This window comes from Dehalobacterium formicoaceticum (genome assembly GCF_002224645.1).
GTDB lineage: Bacteria > Bacillota > Dehalobacteriia > Dehalobacteriales > Dehalobacteriaceae > Dehalobacterium > Dehalobacterium formicoaceticum.
Window position 1 is genome coordinate 2089839 of sequence record NZ_CP022121.1, and the last position, 19865, is coordinate 2109703.

Here is a 19865-nt window from a genome sequence, read left to right on the forward strand (position 1 = left end):
CTATATTCAATATTCATTATAAAATAAAATTCAATAAAAAATCCCGCTATCAGCAGCGGGATTTTTGTATTTTATTTTCAGAAAGTATAAATTTTAAAGGTTGAAAGTATAAGTTTTCTTTATGCGTTCAGAAAGATAAATTTATATGATTGCAAAGGAGCATATGATTGGGCTACCAATATTGATCAATTTCTTGGGAAAGCTCTTTGTTGCGATATCTCCGCCGGGCAGCTCATGGTCTTATTTTCCTCATTCCCGCACAGGACCTGGAAATAGACACCCTCCACTTTTTCCGCAAAGGCAGCGGCGGAAAACATTTGCCGGGTGATCTCGGCGGCGTTCCTGCCCATGGTTTGCCTCAGTTCCTTGCTGCTCAGGAATAAATCAAGTTTAGCAAAAAATTCTTGTTCGTTTTCATATAACCAACCGTTCTTGCCTTCAACAATAACGCCGTCCAAGGATTTATCCCGGTGGCAAAGGATAGGCAAGCCTGAAGCCATAGCTTCCACATAAGTAAGCCCCTGGGTCTCACTGACGGATGCGCTGACAAAGATGTCTCCCAGATGATAGTAGGCGCCGATGTGTTCCGGTGAGATCATGCCGGTAAAGCGCACAGAATCACCGATACCCAAATCTGCCGCGAGATGCTCCAGGGCACCCCGGTGGGGGCCGTCGCCTACGATGAGGAAAGTCAGTTTCTCTGCAGGACGCTTGGCGTAGTAACGGAGCAATTCCTCCAGGTTCTTCTCTTTAGCGAGGCGGCCGACAAAGAGCATAATAAGGTTTTCTTCCGGAATGTCTAACTTATTTTTGATGGCAAGGAGCTTAGCCGGCCGGGGTGTTTCCGTAAACCGGCTGAGGTCGATACCAGTTGGGATGACCCGGATCTCCCGGTCGATCCCATAGCCGAGTAATAATGTGCGCACCTTTTCCGTGGGCGCGATCACACAATCGGTCTGCCTGATGATCCAGCGGGTCAGGGATGCGACCATGCGCCGGCCCCATCGTTTACTGGGTGAAAAATAATGGGTATAGTCCTCATAGACCGTGTGATAGGTGTGGACGATGGGAATATCCAGTTTTTTTGCAATTCTGCGCGCGATCATAAAGGTGGAGAATTCGCATTGGGAATGGATAATATCAGGATGCCATTCCACAAGATTTTGCACAAGGCGGGAGGAAAAAGCAGTTTTGATCCTGGCACCGGGGTAGACTTTTCCTGCTCCTATCGATCCGATGTAAGTGACGCCGCCTAGCTGATAGGAATGGGTGGTCTGGGACAAGGTCAGAACGCGGACCTCGTGCCCGCGCAGCATCAGTTCTCTTCTTAAGTTCAAGACAGAAGCAACAACTCCGTTAATTGTCGGTGCATACCAGTCAGTTGTAAGCAGGATTTTCAAAATAAGGCACCTCACGTTTCTAGCGGCATACCATCGGTAATCTGTGCATCAAAGCGGCCATGACCCGACTCGTTGCCTGAGTGATAAACTTCGCGTCGTTCTTAATATCTCCGGATATTCTTAGATACTGATTGTGAGCCTCACCGATATATTCTCCCATATCCCCGGGGAGATCCTTGAACAAAGGTTTCTTTTGGTCACTCAGCAAGTAAGTTGTAAAGTACTCATGAAGCCGCGCTTCGTAGGCACAATGCTCCCAAATAGTTCCCGGAAAATGCTCGTTATGGGGATAAGTGAAGGCATCGGAAAGATAGTGCATTAATTTCCCCAGCCGGAAGAACTCCCCCAGGCTCCAACTTCTTTTGCCTTGCAGCTTTTCCAGTAATGATGCGGTGTATTTTCGTGTATTGTTATAATTATGCCCTCTGAGCCTTTGACATGCAAGAGAACCTTTCAAATAAGTAAATATATTGACATCCGGTTCAATACAACCCCAAATAAATGTTTTTTGATAGAGGGCTGAATCAAAATGGGGGAGCTGTTTCAGCAGATATTTAGCTAAAAGAAGATGACTTTTCGTTTCCATATGATTAATATACCTCATTTTCTGTGGTTTGTGAACAAGTCCGCCGAATTTTAATATATGGCAGATTCGGGCAAATGATACAGGTCTGACAAACTTTTTTTACTTTCAGAAAGTTTAATTTAAAAGGGTGAAAGTATAAGTGCAACTAAGGCTTCCCCTAAAAGACTGGAATTTCTACGCCTTGCCAAAAACACAGGGCTTAGAAATTCTGGCGTGCGCAGCCTGCGGCTTGGCATAAGCCAAGTTTTCTTTAAGTTTTAGGGTGATTTTCATCATTTTCTTAGCTATAAATTCGATATAATGTGATGAAAAACCTTGTTTTTTTACGATTTTTTGCCCGTTACTTTCTCTTTGTTTCATAGTACGATTTTTTTATTAAATTAGCTTTATAGGAACATTAAAAGCTTGTTAAAAAAGCCTTTTTATCATTCTGTTCTGAGAGGAAAATAATCCGTAAGCATTTGGGATGTTTGATGGTTTTCTCTCAATCATGGGAACCAATTAGGGTTGAAAACGTCTGAGAGATAGGGAAAGGCACAAATTTTTTAAAAAGGAGGCTTAATCAAATGAGGAACCGGTTAATTGCTTTGTGCACAGGCTGTATATTGGCAAAAGATTGCTCAAAGGCATCGTTGGGATTATAATCCTTGCATAGAAAAAATGGCATTGAATATAAACTTTTCTCGAAAGGCCATTTTTCTCATTAGATAATGATTGATGTTGGACGTGGGATAATAACGGGATAATAAGATGAACTGCTCAAAAATTGGGAGGCGTGCTATGCGCATCAAACTAGTATTTAATATTTTAGGCAAGCTGCTGCTGATTATCGGCGCGTCCATGTTTTTTCCCCTTTTATGGTCTTTGTATTATCAGGAAAAAGATGCTCTGCCGATTTTTTATGCCATGATCTGCACCCTCTTTGCCGGGGGAGTTCTTTACTGCTCTTTTAAATCCCAGGAAACCGTGCGCCAGCGGGAAAGCTACGCCATTGTTACCTTGGGGTGGATTCTGGTGTCATTTTTTGGTGCTCTCCCTTATCTGTTTTCCGGCACACTGCCTTCCCTGGCCGATGCTTATTTTGAAACCATGTCCGGATTTACCACCACCGGGGCCAGTGTGCTGACGGATATCGAAGCTGTCTCCCATGGGGTTCTCTTTTGGCGCAGCCTGACCCACTGGCTGGGGGGCATGGGGATTATGGTCTTGTTTGTGGCCCTGCTCACCCAGTTAGGGGGTGGCGGCATGCAGATGTTTAAAGCGGAATCTCCCGGACCGGTGGCGGAGAAAATTAAACCCAGGATCAAAGAAACGGCCAAAATTCTTTGGGGGACTTATGTAATAATTACCGCGATCCTGGTGGTGTTGTTGCTCCTGGGCGGTATGAGCTTGTTTGATGCTCTATGCCATGCCTTTGGTACTACGGCTACCGGTGGCTTTTCTACCAAAAATTTAAGTGCCGGCTTTTATAATCCTTATATTCAGTGGGTGCTGACCATTTTTATGTTCGCTTCCGGGGCAAATTTTGCATTGTATTATCTGGCTTTCTCCAAAAAGATCAATAGCTTCCGGCAGAGCGAAGAGTTTAAGCTTTATCTTTTTATTGTTTTGGGTGCTGTCCTGGTGATTTTTCTTGATCTGATGCACCATCAGCCCGGCGGAATTGAAGAAACTTTGCGGGCATCAGCCTTTCAAGTGTCTTCCGTGATCACCACGACCGGGATGATGAGTACGGACTTTAACCTTTGGCCGCCTTTATCTAAAATTATTTTGCTGCTGGTGATGCTGATCGGCGGCTGTGCCGGATCTACTGCCGGGGCAATAAAAGTAGGGCGGATCCTGATTCTTTTTAAATATACGGCGGTTGAATTGTTTAAACTGGTTCATCCCCGCTCCGTGCGCACTGTGAAGGTTGACCAGCGCATCGTCACCAGTGACGTACTCATGAATACCATGCTCTTTTTCTTTTTGTACATCGTGATTATTGGGCTGGGAACAGCGGCCATGGGCGCTATCGGATTAGGCCTGCTCGAAGCCTTGACCTCAGTGATGACGACCCTGGGCAATTGCGGGCCGGGATTAGGAGCAGTGGGCCCGGTCAGCAATTTTTCCGCTGTACCCGCAGCCGGTAAATGGGTGCTTAGTTTTTGCATGCTCATTGGCCGCTTGGAGATATTTACTGTTTTGGTCCTGTTTTTTCCGAATATTTGGCGTAAGAATTAGTAAAACTAATTGATGCTAAATGTGCTAAATGCAAAAAAAATATTGAAAAATTCCGTGGTTTGAAATAAAATAAATGTGGCAGGTTCTTTTAGAACCGTCAAGCGGTGGTATCTTGATGAACTACACGCAAGTTTAAGGATGATACTCTGGATAGAAAAGCACAAAAAAATGCATGAAAAAATGCATGAAAAAATGCATGAAAAAATGCATGAAATAGTGATATGAAATAATGACATAATAAATACATGAAAATATCATAAAATCTGCTTTGATCCCTGTGACAGAGACAGTTATGATCCAATTAAGCCATGCAAGAGGTCTTCTCGTCTGTCAGCGGGGTATGCTTAAAATTAAGTTAAGCAACAGGACAGATGAAGAGGATTTTTTTATTTTCAAGAACTGCACATTTAATCAAAGGGTGATGCTTTTGAAAATTGGATTTATTGGTGCCGGTAAGGCTGGGAAAGCCTTGGGGCTTTATTTTAAAAACCACGGCTTGCATATTTCCGGCTATTACAGCAAGACGATAGAGTCGGCTCGGACAGGGGCAGACCTCACAGGTTCCCGGGCATATTTGAATATGGATGATTTGGCCGCAGTCAGTGAGATCTTGTTTATTACCGTGCCCGATCAGGTGCTGGCGGAAATTGATGCTCATGCCGCCCTCCTGATCGAGCAAAAATCTATTGATCGGGAAAAAATTTGGTTTCATGTGAGCGGCGCCCACCCGGCGAATATTCTGGCCGGGATCAAAAGGGCAGGGGGCAGTGTGGGCAGCATGCATCCCCTGCAGAGCCTAGGGGATCCTGTCTCCGGTGCCCAGGGGCTGGAAGAGGCCTGGTTTTCTCTGGAGGGAACCGCAGAAGCCCTGGAAGCGGGGAAAACAATCTTAGAAGTGACGGGGGGCCATTACAGCCTGATTGATGGAGAAAGGAAGCCCTTATATCATGCCGGGGCTTCGGTGATCTCTAACTTTTTCGTCACTCTGCTTGCGAGCGGGATGCGATATTTTGCCGCCGTGGGCATGAAAGAGGAGGATATCCTGCAGGCGATCAAGCCTCTCGTGGAAGGTACCTGGTCCAATATACAGCGGCAGGGCACAGTTTCTGCCTTGACCGGACCTATTGTGCGCGGGGATCTGAATACGGTGCACCTTCATATGGAAAGGATACAAAAAGAGCTGCCCACAGAGTTGGATCTCTACAAGGCTTTAGGCCTGAAAACTGTTGAAATGATTGAAGGAAAACGGCTGACCCCGGAACAGTCGGAAAAAATAAAAATGATTTTGGAGGATCAAGATCATGAATGATAAATTTACAACCCAATCCTTTGCCGCCGCAAAACAAAAAGGCGAAAAGATCACCGTGTTAACCGCTTATGATTATTCCATGGCCCAAATCCTGGACGGCTGTGGAATCGATGCCATTCTGGTGGGGGACTCCCTGGGGATGGTGGTGCAGGGCAAAGAATCCACGATGGAGGTCACCATGGATGAAATGATCTACCATTGTAAATGTGTGGCGCGAGGAACAAAGCATGCCATGCTGGTGGGGGATCTGCCTTTTCTCACCTATCAGATCAATAGAGAAGAGGCGGTCAGGAATGCGGGACGCTTCATTCAGGAGGGTAAAATGAACAGTGTTAAGCTGGAAGGGGGCAAAATCATTGCCGATACGGTAAGGACCATCGTCAGGGCGCAAATCCCGGTGATGGGGCATATTGGCCTTACGCCTCAGTCGGTAAATGTTTTTGGCGGCTTCAAGGTGCAGGGCAAGGAAGAGGGAGCTGCCCAGGCCCTGATTGAAGATGCCTTGGCCCTGGAGGAAGCCGGTGCGTTTGCGATGGTGCTGGAAGCCGTACCGGAAGACTTGGCTCGTATCATCACCGAAAAGGTGACTATCCCCACCATTGGCATTGGATCCGGCCGGTACTGCGACGGGCAGGTACTGGTGGTGAACGACATTTTGGGGATGTATTCCGATTTAACACCCAAGTTTGTCAAGAAGTACGCCAATCTGAAGAACTCCATCGTCGATGCCGTGGGCGGATATATCAGCGATGTAAAGACAGAGCAATTTCCCGAAAAACAGCATACCTTCTCCATCAGCGATGATGTCCTGGAGAAGCTCTATTAATTTAAAACAGGGTAAAACAGGGTAGGGTAAAACAGGGGACGGTTCTTTGTTTGACATCGAAATCCAGACCTACCGATTTTACTGAAAATAAATTTACAGGTGCCAGAACAAAGAACCGTCCCCTGTTTATCCCAGTCCCCTGTTTATCCCAGAATGACAGCATTTAGATGTTTGATGATATTGGTTTAGAATAAAGGAGACAAGATTATGAGCATCATTAAAACAACTGCAGATTTACAGGATTGGTTTCAGCAGGCAGACCGCAGAAACAAGACACTGGGTTTTGTGCCCACCATGGGCTACCTCCACGAAGGCCATTTATCCCTGATCAGAGCAGCAAAAGATCAAAATGACCTGGTTGCAGTGAGTATCTTTGTCAATCCTACTCAATTTGCTCCGGGGGAAGATTATGAAAGCTACCCCCGGGACACGGATCGTGATTATCAGTTGGCCATGGAGGCGGGAGCAGATGTGGTTTTCGTGCCCGCTGTAGAAGAGATTTACCCTCCCGGCGCCTCCACGGAAGTAACGGTCACAGGGGGGATCACAAGGAAACTGTGCGGCATCTCTCGGCCCACCCATTTTCAGGGTGTGACCCGGGTGGTGAATATCCTGTTTAATATCATGCAGCCGAACCGGGCTTACTTTGGTCAAAAGGATGCCCAGCAATCCCTGATTATCAAAAAAATGGTGCGGGAGCTTCATCTCCCCGTGGAGATTGTGGTATGTCCCATTGTCCGGGAAGCTGACGGCCTGGCTATGAGCTCCAGAAATGTTTATCTCACCCCGGAGGAGCGGCAGCAGGCTGTATGTCTGAACAATGCCCTGCAAAAGGCAGAGAGTTATTTTAAATCGGACACTCCCGACCACGCCGTGATCGATAAATTGAGGTCAATCATTAAAAGGGAGATCGAAAGTCATCCGCTCGCCTGTATTGACTATTGCGAAATTTTTGATGGTGAAACCCTGGAGGATATCGACGAGATTCTGCCGGGAAAAAATGCTCTTGCGGCTGTGGCCGTGAAGTTCAGCAAAGCGAGACTGCTGGACAACAGAGTGCTGTCAATCTAGGGGGTAAAACATAAAACAGGGGACGGTTCTTTGTTTGAAGCAGATATCCAGAGTTACCGATTTTACTGATAATAAGATTTACTTTACCGATACCAGAACAAAGAACCGTCCCTTGTTTTACCTTGTTTTATTTATGTGAACAAAGAACCGTCCCTTGTTTTATGTCCAGAACAAAGAACCGTCCCTTGTTTTACCGATACCAGAACAAAGAACCGTCCCCTGTTTTAACTTATGTTAAAAATCTATGAAGAAAATATAATGAGGTGAAATATGTATTTGACCATGTTTAAAAGCAAGCTGCACCGGGCAACGGTTACCCAGGCCGAGATCAATTATGTGGGTAGCGTGACCGTCGATTCCGACCTGCTCAAGCAGGCGGGAATCCTGCACGGAGAAAAGGTGCAAATCGTCAATATCAATAACGGGGAGCGTTTTGAGACCTATACCATCCCAGGGGAGGCAGGGAGCGGAATTGTGTGCATTAATGGTGCCGCGGCCCGGCTGGTGCAAGTAGGGGACCGGGTCATCATTATCGCTTATGCCATGATGAATGAAGAGGAAGCCAAAGCTTTTCAACCCACGGTGCTGGTGCTGGATGAAAAAAACAGCATCGTCCGCATCAAGCATGAAGAAGTCCATGGTACTACGGAATAGAAAAAGAGAGAAAGAGGGTGAAAAGCGACGGTAAAAGTGAGTAATGAAAAAAAGTCAGGGCTAATGGAAGCGCGTCTAAATTTATTTCCAAAAAGGGAGGGGTTAATCCGATTGCAGTGGTATAATCACATAAATTTAAATATGTGGTCACAATTCCTATTTTGAAAAAAGAAAAGAAATTCTTTAAAAAAATATATGAATTGATCACACATCTTTTTAAAAGGTAAGGAGGATATTTCATGCCAGATGAAGATATTAAGCTTACAGACGGCGATGCCGAACTAGAAACTTCTGTCGTGGATACAGTGGCAGCGATCGCGGCCGCTGCCCCGCCGCCCTATGGTCCAGCCATCGCAGTAGGAATTAAAGCAGTGGCTTTCGTTGCAGAGGTTATAGGTTGGATGACGGAAGAAACAACTATGCAGCAAGCATTGCAGTCTATTCAAAAGCAAATCAACGATATTCAATTCATTCTCGAAAGAGTTAAAAACAGGCTGAATGATCTAACCCTAGCGATTGCCACTGCAGAAAACCGGGCTACAATAAACCGATTGATGGACTATAACGACGAAGCAAAGAGAATCAGTCTGGATCTGATCAATACCCCAGCAGACGATGTGATCGCAGCAGTACGCCTTGCCAATGACGCTGGTATTTTAATCGATAAATTCCTTCGGAATGACTATGATATCTGGAAATGGACGGACGTAGAGGCTAGAAACGTTGTTAACCCACAAACTGGGTACGTAGAAAAAGAACTCTATCCAGCGCAAGGAAAATTTAAGAATCAGCCGACGCTGCCCATATACCAGACGGCTGTCCTTACCTGGCTGTCTGCACGTGAAAGGGTCGTGCGGACGAATGAAGTTGGGCGGCTTGACGATGATAAAGGGCGGATTGAACGCCATCTGGCTGCTGTCTCCATTCGTCCTATATTCGACAAATATGCTGACGAAGAGTCTGAATACATTACAAGTATACCGAAATCTATCGCTGAGCACATTAAATGGAGAATTCATGCATACGTTGTTTCCAGCAATAAGTATCCAACGGACGGTAGATGCTATTTTTATTACGATGTTCAAAACTGGATGAATGGTGAACGGAAGCGCGGCGACTTCTTTGATAAGTACATAGGAAGCGGCAACGTTCTGTGCACGATTGATCCTAATAGCCTTGGAGCGCCCGCCCTGGAGCTTGAAGCGGAAGTTGAAGCCGGTGTTGACCTATTGCATGAGATGTCTGAGACGCTTGCCCACATCGCAGCCACAGGATCGCTCCGGAAGCAGTTTATTGGGCAGTTCCCTATCACAGAGGTTTACCCACCAGCAGTTCTCTATGTGATCGCACAAAACGAAGAGCTTCATTGGTACCGCAACGATGAGGCGAGCAGACCGAACGGCTCGACTGATTGGCTGGGTCCCAAAGTGGTCGGTACTGGCTGGGGCGGCTTTACCTCTGTCTTTTCCGGGGGCGGTGTTGCGATTTATGGAGTTCAGCCCAATGGTGACCTGCTTTGGTATGGGCATGATGGCTACTGGGATGGCACACCCCGCTGGAAAGGACCGCACAAGGTTGGCTGGGGCTGGGATGGCTTCAAGTCAATCTTTTCAGGTGGCGAATACGTAGTATATGGGATCCAGCCCAATGGTGATTTGCTCTGGTATCGGCATCATGCCGCCGCGTCCGGTGGCGACGTTACCACATGGACCGGCCAAATCAAGGTCGGAAATGGCTGGGCACATTTTGCCAAGGTCTTTTCTGGAGGGGATGGAATTATTTATGCGGTCCGTGAGGATGGAGTACTCCTTCGCTACCATCATCGTGGCTACCTGACCGGCTCACTTGACTGGGCCCCCTACGAACAGATCGGAACGGGCTGGAATGGATTCCAGGAGGTCGTGGCTGCAGCGAATGGCGTTTTTTATGCCTTTACACGAGACGGCAGGGTCCTATGGTACCGATACGGTGAGCGGAAAATTCCTACCGCGGGGGGAGCAGGCGCGGGAACCTCGGCAGGAACGGGAGGGCCAACCGCATGGTCGGTTGTCACTGTCTGGGAAGGTCCAGTAGAAATTAAACGTAACCTGCCTGCTTTCCGGAAAGTGTTCACGCTGATGGATGCTCCGTATCAAGGACCCAGATGATACCGATAAGTTCAATCTCAACATAACAACTGTCCCAAGAGCATAAAAAAGATTTTTATCAATAAAATGAAAGTATTCTCATCTTGAGGAGCCATTTTGAGGCTGTTGCACAACTAACTAAAAGTTAGCTGCGTAAGCAGTTCCATCTTTTCATCAAAAAAATAAAATGAAGTACCTTTCAAAAAGGCTCAACAGTCAGATAAACACTGATTGTTGGGCTATTTTCTTGCCCAGAGGGACATTGGGGGGACACGGGGACAGGCACCTTGTCCCGGTTAAACATTACTTCCCCAGTTGCTTCAGGGTAAAAGGCGATATAATAGGTATATGAATAATAGAGAAAAATGAAACTATAAGGCAGACTATTAAATTTGCTGGCAAAGGTTTAGATAAAAATGAAAGGAGTGCACAACAATTGGATATGGGGAAACTAAAGGAAATTATTTATCTTGGAGAAAGCAGAAAGTACAATTTAAGGAGAACTTTAACAGAGGGACACAGGCTGCATCCAGGTATGATGCGAAACAGGGAGGCTTCTTTGTTCGACGCAGATATCCAGATTTACTGATTTTACTGTTAATAAGATTTACTGATGCCAGAACAAAGAACCGTCCCCTGTTTGCAAGGAACCGTCCCCTGTTTGCAAGGAACCGTCCCCTGTTTGCCTTTGAAAACCTAGGTTTGGGGCAACTTTAACAGGTCCATGGAAATTAAAATATAACCCACGGAAGAGGATAGAAAAGGTTTGGAATGCTGGATTATATGCTGGATTATATTAATGGAGAGTTAGAAATCATTTTTCCGTCGGGGATAATTAAAAAATAACTCTTTCGACATTATTTGACATTATCTCCAAAGGGATTTTGCGCCAAATAGCCGAATGTTGTCCTCATATGTAGAGTGAGGGGACAAATATCTTATGAACAATAACCAAAAGAATGGTAACATCAACGGCCTTTTTCGAGAAGCAGAAACAGAATTCATTAGGCTAATCTGGAACAACACCCCGGATCAAATGTGCTTGTCAAAAATGGTTTTTGACGATCATGGTGACCCAATCAACTATCTTGTCTTGGATGTAAATCCGGCTTTTGAAAAAGCATTTGGGCTTAAAAGGGATCAGGTTATCAATAAGCATATTACGGAACTATTTCCTTATGCCTATCTTAAATGGATCGAAATATGCGGGGAAGCTCTGCGCTCAGGCGAGAGCTTTAAATCTGTCCAGCATATCTCTACAGACTGCCTATGGTACGAGGTTCAAATATTTCCCCTGGGTGTGGGAGAGCTGTTTATTACCATCGCCCAGGATATCTCGGCACGCAAGAAATTGGAGAATGCCCTGAGCTGCCGCGCTGAGGAATTGGAGAACAAGGAGAAAGAATATCTCGAGATCATAGACAGCTTTGCAGAAGGTACATATATTCACGACATTGAAAAAGGTGAAACATACTATTCAAGGGAATGGAAAAAGAGACTGGGCATGGAGCATTTGTCCCCGAAGCAGGTAGCGGAATCATTCGCGGAACTGATTCATCCTGATGATTTGGACATAGCTCTAAGGGCATATAAAGAAGCGTGCAGCAGCCAAAGGCCTAAGGTCAGGATGGAGATTCGGCTGAAGACGGACAAGGGCTATATTTGGGTATTGGGGCAAGCTAAAATATTTTATGATGCAGCAGGCAGACCGGTAAAATATATTGGAACACATTCAGACATCACCGAGCGCAAACAGGCCGAGGGAGAAAGGGAATGGCTTTTTTCAGAGACGGAAAAACAGCGGAGTCATCTTCTATCTATAATGAAGCAACTGCCTGTCGGGGTGGCGGTTTTTGATAAAGGCGGAAAGCCTTTGCTTAAAAATGAATTAATGGATTTATACATGCCCCGGATAATCCCTTCGAAGGACCTGCGGGGAATAAAACAATGGTGTGCCCTTGATCCGGAAGGTAATGAGATTCCGCCTGACCAGTGGCCTGGGGCCAGGGCTTTGAGGGGCGATACTGTGGTTCCCGGAATAGAATTTACCTACACAGAAAAAGATGGACAGGAGCACTGGATAACGGTTTCAGCAGCACCGTTGCTTTCAAAGGAGGGCGGGATAATCGGCGGAACCTCGGTAGCAAAAGATATCACCGAACGCAAACGCCATGAACAACAGCAGACATTGCTTTTAAAAATTTCGAATGAGCTTGCCAAGCTTGATCAGATACCGGAAACGATGGACCGCCTCAGCGAAATGATCGCAGCATATTTCGGGGTGACCTGGTGCACGTTTTCCGAACTTATCATAGACCCCGAATACCTTGCAGCCTCTTACGGCTGGAATGCAGAAGGTGCTATTTCGTTGAAAGGTAATTACCGGATGCGGGATTTCCTCACGGATGAGCAGTTAGCGATGCATAACGCCGGAGAATTCAGCATCGTCCGCAATACGCAGACGGATCCGCGGGTAAGCGCCGAATCCTGTGGCAAACTGGGAATTATGTCCTTCATCATGGTTCCAATAAGCGTCGACGGGCAGTGGCGCTTCCTGTTAAGCATCATAGACAACAAACCTCGTGAGTGGCGTGACAACGAAGCTGCCCTGTTGTGGGAAATTGCTAACCGTATATGGATACGCCTGGAACACGCCCGTGCCGAAGTAGCGCTGCGGAAGAGCGATGTACGAAAGACGTTCCTGCTGAAGCTGTCTGACGCACTGCGGCCGCTGTCTGACGCCTTAGAAATCCAAGAAACGGCAATGCAAATTATTGGTGAGCATTTGGAAGTTGACCGTGTTATGTACTACGAAATTACCGACGACGGCAAAACATTCCATATCGAAGATAACTATGTGCGTAATGGCTTCCCGAAAGTTACGGGTGATTTTCCGGTAAGCAGCTTCGGGAAGGCTATGGACGTTTTGCGTCGGGGAGAGATCCTCGTAATCGAGGATCAGACTACGACACCGCTGAAGAATGCTTCTGAAAGAGAAGCATGTACCTCGCTTCAAGTTTATGCCAGTGCAACCGTTCCCTTAATAAAAAATGGCCGCTGGGTTGCCAATTTTGGCGTACTGCAAGGCAGTCGGCGCAAGTGGGCCGAAGATGAAATCGCTATTTTGCAGGATACCGCGGAGCGAACCTGGGACGCGGTAGTGCGGGCGAAGGCCGAAGGAGAGGTGAGGAAAGCCCGTGAGCTACTGGAGGTTCGGGTAGAGGAGCGAACTAAAGAACTCGCTGGGGAAAGGCAAAGATTGTTAAATGTACTGGAAACCCTGCCGGTCAGCATTTGCCTCCTCACTCCTGATTACCATATTCCCTTTGCTAATCGTACTTTTCGGGAAAGGTTTGGTGATCCCAAGAACCGTATTTGTTATGAATTTCTTCATGGCCTCAATCAGCCCTGTGCGTCTTGCCAGTCTTTACGCCCCCTTGAAACCGGGCAACCTCATAATTGGCTGTCTCAAACACCGGATGGAAGTATCTGGGATGTCTATAACTTTCCTTTTATCGACACAGATGGATCAACACTGATCTTGCAGATGTCCTTGGATATCACTGAACAAAGAAAAACGGAGGCGGAGATGGCTCGTCTTGACCGTCTCAACCTAATTGGGGATATGGCGGCCGGCATCGGACACGAAATCAGAAATCCCATGACAGCCGTCAGAGGATTCCTGCAAATTCTGGGAGAAAGGCAGGAATACCAAAATGACCGGGAATATTTTGACCTTATGATCGAGGAATTGAACCGAGCCAATCAGATCATTTCTGAATACCTGGGATTGGCAAGGAACAGAGTGGTCAACTTGCAGCCCCGGTCTATTGATAAGGGAATAGAATCATTATACCCGATCATCCAATCGGAAGCTAATTTAAGAGAAATGGGAGTCGTGCTGGATTTGGGTAATCCGCCTGAGGTCCTGTTAGATAAAAATGAGATGCGGCAGCTGATAATAAACATGTGCCGTAACGCCATGGAGGCCATGTCATCCCATGGCACTCTGACGATTGGCACCAGGCAGCAGGGCAATGAAGTAATCCTGTATATAAAAGATGAAGGCTCAGGATTATCTCCCGAAATTATGGACAAAATGGGCACCCCATTTCTTACCACCAAAGAGCATGGAACGGGCCTGGGCCTGGCAGTATGTTACAGTATTGCCGCCCGTCACCACGCCAGGATAGACTTCGAGACCGGGCCATCCGGAACGACATTTTATGTGCGGTTTCCTATTTATGTTGAAAAAGGATCAACCGAAATAGAAAAAAATGTCTTGGGGGGATCCCTAATCAAAATAATCTAAATCAAGTTGCCAAGGGACCATACCTGGTCGGATTTTAAGAAGGGGAAACAGGGGACAGTTCGGGGTAAAACAGGGGACGGTTCCTTGTTTAAAGAGATATCCAGACTTACCGGGTTTACAGTTAATAAGATTATTTGCCGGTTCTAGAACAAAGAACCGTCCCCTGTTTGCCCCTGTTTGCTTCCAAATTTATTTTGCAGATGCTTTGGCTGCATAATCCAATGATGCTTTTGTCATTGCTAATATATTTTCTTCCTTAGTGCCGGCAGCCAAATCACATCCCGGCATTAAGAATAATCGTCCATCCATCCCGGCAATTTCAGCACATTTATAAGTTTCTCGATATACATCTTCAGCCGTCCCCTGTAACATAATTCCAATTGGGTCAACATTACCGATAATAATCAGATCCTGTCCGGCTGCATCCAACGCTTGTTTTAAATCTATAACAGAATCAATAGAAAATCCCTTGATTTTTTTCATTTGTTTGATGCTGGGTATTCTATCTAAAGCTTTACCGCAAATATGCAATAGCACATCATCGCATTTGTCGATTTTTTCAAGCACCTTATCCAAGTACGGCGCTGCAAATTTTTCATACATAGCTAGGCTAATCAAATTTGCAGAAGCTACCGGATCGGAAAGCAGGACAATATCAGCTCCATTTTCACAGGCCATGTTTGCCATTTCTGAACAACATTCAACTGCATAATCACACAAATCCGGAACGACTTCCGGTGCTTCCGCTAACAGTAACATGAGTTCATTCATCCCTACCATAATGCTGACAGCGGAAAAGGGCGCAACGATGGGAAAAACAACATGGTGTGTTTGGGCGACCGATTTCTTAATTTCACGTGTTTGCTGCATCATTTTTTGAACAAGCCCACTGTTTTCCAATTGAGCGCGGATACTTGACTTGTCTAATAAAGGAGGATTTTTAGCTACATCGATAAAGCAAGGAGACATTTCTATTGGTGAGCCAATTCTGTTCATATCAATAGGACAGCCGATAGCCTCCAGCCAGCCCAACCAGCATCCCAACCCACACATAACAAGGTCGCTTTTCATTGATAGAAAAGCATCGACAATCATGTTGACTCCAAGGTCATCCATTTTGTACAAGTCATTGAACGACATGTTTTCCCGTGCCATTAACCATACACCCCCCTCTAAAAACGGGGTGACGGGAATGTGGTCTATGGGCTCACCGGCGAAGGCGGCATTGATACGTTCTTTGGGTGTCATTTCTTTTAGCATAGTAAAAGCCTCCTATACGAATGCAAAATTATTTTTGATTGTTAGTACCATTTTTACATTGGTTCTTTTATCCTGCATCAAGTTTATCCTACATCAAAGGCATCACCTCCTTAAATGTTTATTATTTTGCTAAAGCATATAAAGGTTTAGCAAAATTGTCAACAAAATGAACTGGGTGGCGTCCGATGGGGAGAAAGATATGTCCGATTGGGATAATGTCTGTATTTAAGTTTAAATATTCTCTGTCCGCCCTGATATTTTCACCATATCCACTCACCATATCCACTCACCATATCCACTCAATGATCAAATGATATTTTAGCAAAAACGCCTCAACAGGTCGTCAACTGCACCACGAGCGGCACCCACTTTATAATCCCGGTCAAATTCCTTGGGGGTTTTTTCCATGATCAAATCTGAAAGCATCTGGCCCACTGTCTCCACTGCCTCATCCGGCCGCTTACCAAGCATATACTGTTCGGCCGCTTCCATGTGCAAGGGTACAAGGGAGATAGCGCCCACCATCATTTCCGCTGCCTTTATGAGACCGTCTTCCGCCACCTCCAGGCTGGCTGCCAAACCGATCCGGGCAATGTTCACCGCTTTGCGAAAGCCCAACTTGACAAAAGCACTGCGCCGTCCCGGCAAGGGCAATGGCAGAACGAATTTAACGATGGCTTCATCATAGCCAAGGCTGTTTTTACTAGGTCCCAACACCACTTCAGAGATAGGCACGCACCGCAACTGGCCCTTGCTGTTCGCGATCACCGCTTCCGCCTTCAACATAAATAAGGGAACTATAATATCACCTGCCGGGGAAGCATTGGCCACGTTACCGCCAATGGTGGCATTGTTGCGGATCTGGGTAGAGCCCACATCCCCAGCCGCGTCCGCGATAGCAGCCAGGCCCCTTTGTAAGAGCGGGTTTTTTGCTATTTCACTCATGGTGGCCGCAGCACCGATCTCAACTTTATCCTCTGTCTTGACAATTTGACGCATTTCACTAATACCGCCCACATAAAGCAGGGCGTCCGTTTTGACAGAGCCCCCATGTAAGCGGATATTCAGATCCGTGCCTCCGGCGATAATTTTGCTTTCCGGAGTCATTTTTGCCAGGTCTGAAAACAATTCCGCCATATTCTGGGGTGCAAAGCTTTTTACACTCATATGGCAGCTCCCCCTTCCCGTGCCGCGCGATTTACAGCGCGTAAAATTTGGGTGTATCCGGAACAGCGGCAGATATTACCAGCTAGTGCCCTTCGTATCTCTGCTTCTGTCGGCGCAGGATTTTCCAGTAAAAGTGCTTTGGCAGAGAGGATCATACCTGGTGTACAGTAGCCGCATTGGATCGCCACTTCTTCTACAAAAGCCGACTGCAGGGGGTCAAGCTTACCGTTCTTTTCCAACCCTTCGATGGTTATTACTTGTCTGCCCGATATCTGGGCAGCCACCAGCAAACAGGAATGGATGGCTTTTCCATCTAAGAGGATAGTGCAAGCGCCGCATTCACCTTCGCCGCAGCCCTCCTTCGTGCCCATAAGACCAAGGTCTTCACGAAGGATATCGATGAGGCGCTTATCCGCAGCCACTTCCAGAACGCGCTTCTTGTCATTTACCGTAAATTCTAATTTCATGCTTTTGCCCTCCTTTCCTGCATTAAGGCAACGATTTTATCCGGATTCAGGGGGCACTCGCAAAAATCACTTTGCAGCGCCTCATTGACAGCACCCACGATGGCGGCCGTCACCGGTACAAATGAAATCTCGCCAATAGATTTTGCTCCGTAGGGCCCTTCCGTGAGACCATCCTCAACAAATAATACTTGAATCTGGGGCGCCTCCCAAGCGTTGATCACGTGATAATCCTTCAAACTGGAAACGCTCTTACCGGTCTTAAGATTGGTATGCAACGTCTCCGTCAGGGCAAAGCCGCTGCCCATCAGCACTGCGCCCTGGATCTGTGCTCTGCATATTTCCGGGTTAATGGCCTTACCGATATCATGCACGGCCAGATAATCCAGTATTTTAATCATACCCGTCCAGGTATCCACCTCTACGTGGGCGAAATGCGTGCCCGTTACGCCAGGGTTGGTTGTATTGTTATATTCGTGCTTGACCCAGACTTCTTTTGAGAGAGTGTATAAGATTTCGTGCACCGCATCGGTGTAGCTAAAACAGATCGTTGGATCATTCTTGGCGCGCACCTGAGCGTCGACGATCTCAAGGTCTTCCACGGGCATGTCCAGCGCATGAGCCATATCTTGCAGCAGCTGCTCCTGCAGCTTTTGGCAACAATCCTTGACAGCACGGCCAATCACATAAATGGTTCGGCTGGCATAACAGCCGGTATCTGCGGGGTTGTAGGCCGTATCCCCTTCCGCTACATGGATCATATCCACCGGCAGACCCAACGCTTCCGCCGCAATCATTTTAAAAGCCTGCACCGTACCGCAACCATGGTCATGGAGAGCAACATTGACGATAACGCTGCCGCTTTCGGTAAAACGCATCTCAACACCCGTAAAATCAAGCACGATTGGGTAATAGCCATTATGATGACCGCCGCATGAAATACTTACGCCACGCTGGTAACGCTTATTTTCACGATTAAAATCCGCATCCGCCCGCTTTTTCTCATCCCAGTGGAATTTCTCCCGACCCAGTTCAATACATTCCTTAGTGCGAATCTCTCCCATGGAAAGATTGTCGTGATCTATATCCCCCGGCTTATATACATTCTTAAGACACAGTTCCAACGGATCAATGCCCAGCTTACGGGCGGCCATGTTGATGTTGTGATTTACAAAGAGACTCAATTCCCCTGAGCTCCAACCTCTTAGACCGCCGGAAGTCGGACCGTTGGTACAGACAGCCCGTCCATGGTACCTGGCATAGGGAAATTTGAAGGTGCGGGACAGTACAACGGATTGATACATCATATAATCCACACTGTTACCCAGATAAGCACCCGCGTCAGAAATCACATCAAGATCTAAACTTTGCAGCAAACCATCCCGCGTAAACCTGGACTTAACCTCCGCAATATAGGGGCAGCGGCATGAGGTATTAAGCATAACTTCCTCCCGGCTATAGACCAGCTTCACCGGTTTGCCGGTAGCCAGGGTTGCGCAAGCGGCCACAGGTTCCAATATCCAGTCTTGTTTGCCTCCAAAGGAGCCGCCCATCGTAGTTTTGATCACCCGCACCTTGTGATACTGCATCTCAAACAGATCGGCTATGCAAGAACGTATGCCAAAAACCCCCTGGTTGGGGCTCCAAATGGTCAATTCATCCATATCCTGGTCGTAGTAAGCCAGGCAAGCATGGGGTTCCATCGCGGTATGGGAGACCCGGTCCAAACTGCTATGGGTGACTGTTTCCACGCAATCCTGAGCTACCAGGCTTTTATCGCCCATTTCCCGCTCAAATTCAGAAATGGCGCCTTCGGGATGCATGTCTCCTAAGGCACCCTTCAGTACCTCATGCACATCTGTCGTGAAGGGCAGCTCTTCATATTCCACTTTTATCAATCTCACTGCTTGGCGGGCAATTTCCGGCGTATCCGCTACTACACAAGCCACACGGTCACCAATCTGTCTCAGCTCCCTGTTAAACACCCGTTCCTGATTATAAATACCGGGCTGACGGGATAATATGTGCCAACGGCTGAACAGGTTCTCTGTGGTGTTGAAGCAATGCAACACCGTTTCCACGCCTTCCAAGGCTAGGGCTTCGGAAGGGTCGATGGATTTAATCAAAGCATGCGGTATGGGGCTCAACAGCATTGCAGCGTACTGCATTCCGGCAAGCTCCATGTCGCCGGCATAAGTTGCTTTGCCGCGGACCTTGGCTTTGGCATCGTGGATAGGATGACTGACGCCGACAATTTTCATGTGACCCTTGGTACAATCTTTCATGCAATCTCCTCCTTTGGCAATTTTTAATGAAGCTTTCCTGCATTTTTTTGTATCCTTTGTTAGGATATCAATCGCAAAATATTTGGTCAACGATCCGGAAGCAACTGCATCCGTATAGGCTCAGACTAAGTCCGTTGGGAGCGGGTATGTCCAAAAAGGCTAAAACAAAGTCTGCTTGGAGC

The 19865-nt window shown here is 46.8% G+C and carries 15 protein-coding genes; 7 read left to right on the forward strand and 8 right to left on the reverse strand.

Annotation, left to right across the window (positions count from 1 at the left end; genetic code table 11):
• Nucleotides 1–185: 185 nt before the first annotated feature.
• The 3 genes from CEQ75_RS10145 to CEQ75_RS10155 all read right to left on the reverse strand — a co-directional run bounded on the left by CEQ75_RS10145 (nucleotide 186) and on the right by CEQ75_RS10155 (nucleotide 2346).
• Complete coding sequence (locus tag CEQ75_RS10145; RefSeq protein WP_089610340.1) at nucleotides 186–1400, reverse strand: glycosyltransferase family 4 protein; 1215 nt, start codon at nucleotides 1398–1400, stop codon at nucleotides 186–188.
• A gap of 19 nt (nucleotides 1401–1419) precedes the next feature.
• A complete protein-coding gene (locus CEQ75_RS10150) occupies nucleotides 1420–1986 on the reverse strand; it encodes a zinc dependent phospholipase C family protein (protein WP_157677410.1) in 567 nt (188 codons plus the stop codon).
• A gap of 174 nt (nucleotides 1987–2160) precedes the next feature.
• A complete protein-coding gene (locus CEQ75_RS10155) occupies nucleotides 2161–2346 on the reverse strand; it encodes a hypothetical protein (RefSeq protein ID WP_089610344.1) in 186 nt (61 codons plus the stop codon).
• A gap of 420 nt (nucleotides 2347–2766) precedes the next feature.
• Here CEQ75_RS10155 and CEQ75_RS10160 point away from each other — a divergent pair, with 420 nt between their 5' ends.
• The 7 genes from CEQ75_RS10160 (at nucleotide 2767) to CEQ75_RS10190 (ending at nucleotide 14507) form a co-directional block, all read left to right on the forward strand.
• A complete protein-coding gene (locus CEQ75_RS10160; RefSeq protein WP_089610346.1) occupies nucleotides 2767–4209 on the forward strand; it encodes a TrkH family potassium uptake protein in 1443 nt (480 codons plus the stop codon).
• 427 nt (nucleotides 4210–4636) lie between these two features.
• Nucleotides 4637–5518 carry a Rossmann-like and DUF2520 domain-containing protein gene (locus tag CEQ75_RS10165; RefSeq protein WP_157677411.1) on the forward strand — a complete coding sequence of 294 codons (882 nt, stop codon included), beginning with the start codon at nucleotides 4637–4639 and terminating at the stop codon, nucleotides 5516–5518.
• Nucleotides 5511–6344, forward strand: a complete 834-nt coding sequence (gene panB / locus CEQ75_RS10170) for a 3-methyl-2-oxobutanoate hydroxymethyltransferase (RefSeq protein WP_089610349.1) — start codon at nucleotides 5511–5513, stop codon at nucleotides 6342–6344. The genes CEQ75_RS10165 and panB overlap by 8 nt, the downstream gene beginning before the upstream one ends.
• Nucleotides 6345–6551: 207 nt before the next feature.
• The gene (gene panC, locus CEQ75_RS10175; RefSeq protein ID WP_089610351.1) at nucleotides 6552–7415 is read left to right on the forward strand and encodes a pantoate--beta-alanine ligase; all 864 of its coding nucleotides are present in this window, start codon (nucleotides 6552–6554) and stop codon (nucleotides 7413–7415) included.
• Between the two features lie 270 nt (nucleotides 7416–7685).
• Nucleotides 7686–8069, forward strand: coding sequence for an aspartate 1-decarboxylase (gene panD, locus CEQ75_RS10180; RefSeq protein ID WP_089610353.1), 384 nt, complete (start codon nucleotides 7686–7688; stop codon nucleotides 8067–8069).
• 239 nt (nucleotides 8070–8308) lie between these two features.
• Nucleotides 8309–10216, forward strand: coding sequence for a tachylectin-related carbohydrate-binding protein (locus CEQ75_RS10185; RefSeq protein WP_089610355.1), 1908 nt, complete (start codon nucleotides 8309–8311; stop codon nucleotides 10214–10216).
• Between the two features lie 919 nt (nucleotides 10217–11135).
• The gene (locus CEQ75_RS10190; protein WP_089610356.1) at nucleotides 11136–14507 is read left to right on the forward strand and encodes a PAS domain S-box protein; all 3372 of its coding nucleotides are present in this window, start codon (nucleotides 11136–11138) and stop codon (nucleotides 14505–14507) included.
• A 189-nt stretch (nucleotides 14508–14696) separates the two neighbouring features.
• Here CEQ75_RS10190 and CEQ75_RS10195 read toward each other — a convergent pair whose 3' ends face one another.
• The 5 genes from CEQ75_RS10195 to CEQ75_RS10210 all read right to left on the reverse strand — a co-directional run bounded on the left by CEQ75_RS10195 (nucleotide 14697) and on the right by CEQ75_RS10210 (nucleotide 19683).
• The gene (locus tag CEQ75_RS10195) at nucleotides 14697–15767 is read right to left on the reverse strand and encodes a uroporphyrinogen decarboxylase family protein (protein WP_089610358.1); all 1071 of its coding nucleotides are present in this window, start codon (nucleotides 15765–15767) and stop codon (nucleotides 14697–14699) included.
• 121 nt (nucleotides 15768–15888) lie between these two features.
• Entirely contained in the window at nucleotides 15889–16053 is a 165-nt protein-coding gene (locus CEQ75_RS18365) for a hypothetical protein (protein ID WP_157677412.1), read from the reverse strand.
• Between the two features lie 32 nt (nucleotides 16054–16085).
• On the reverse strand, nucleotides 16086–16934 hold the full coding sequence (locus CEQ75_RS10200; RefSeq protein ID WP_089610360.1) for an FAD binding domain-containing protein: 849 nt from the start codon (nucleotides 16932–16934) through the stop codon (nucleotides 16086–16088).
• Nucleotides 16931–17401 (reverse strand): (2Fe-2S)-binding protein, encoded by a 471-nt coding sequence (locus CEQ75_RS10205; RefSeq protein WP_089610361.1) that lies wholly within the window; start codon nucleotides 17399–17401, stop codon nucleotides 16931–16933. Before CEQ75_RS10205 ends, CEQ75_RS10200 begins: the two co-directional genes overlap by 4 nt.
• Nucleotides 17398–19683: a xanthine dehydrogenase family protein molybdopterin-binding subunit gene (locus tag CEQ75_RS10210; protein ID WP_242965090.1), complete on the reverse strand. Its 2286-nt coding sequence runs from the start codon at nucleotides 19681–19683 to the stop codon at nucleotides 17398–17400. The genes CEQ75_RS10205 and CEQ75_RS10210 overlap by 4 nt, the downstream gene beginning before the upstream one ends.
• Nucleotides 19684–19865 lie beyond the last annotated feature (182 nt).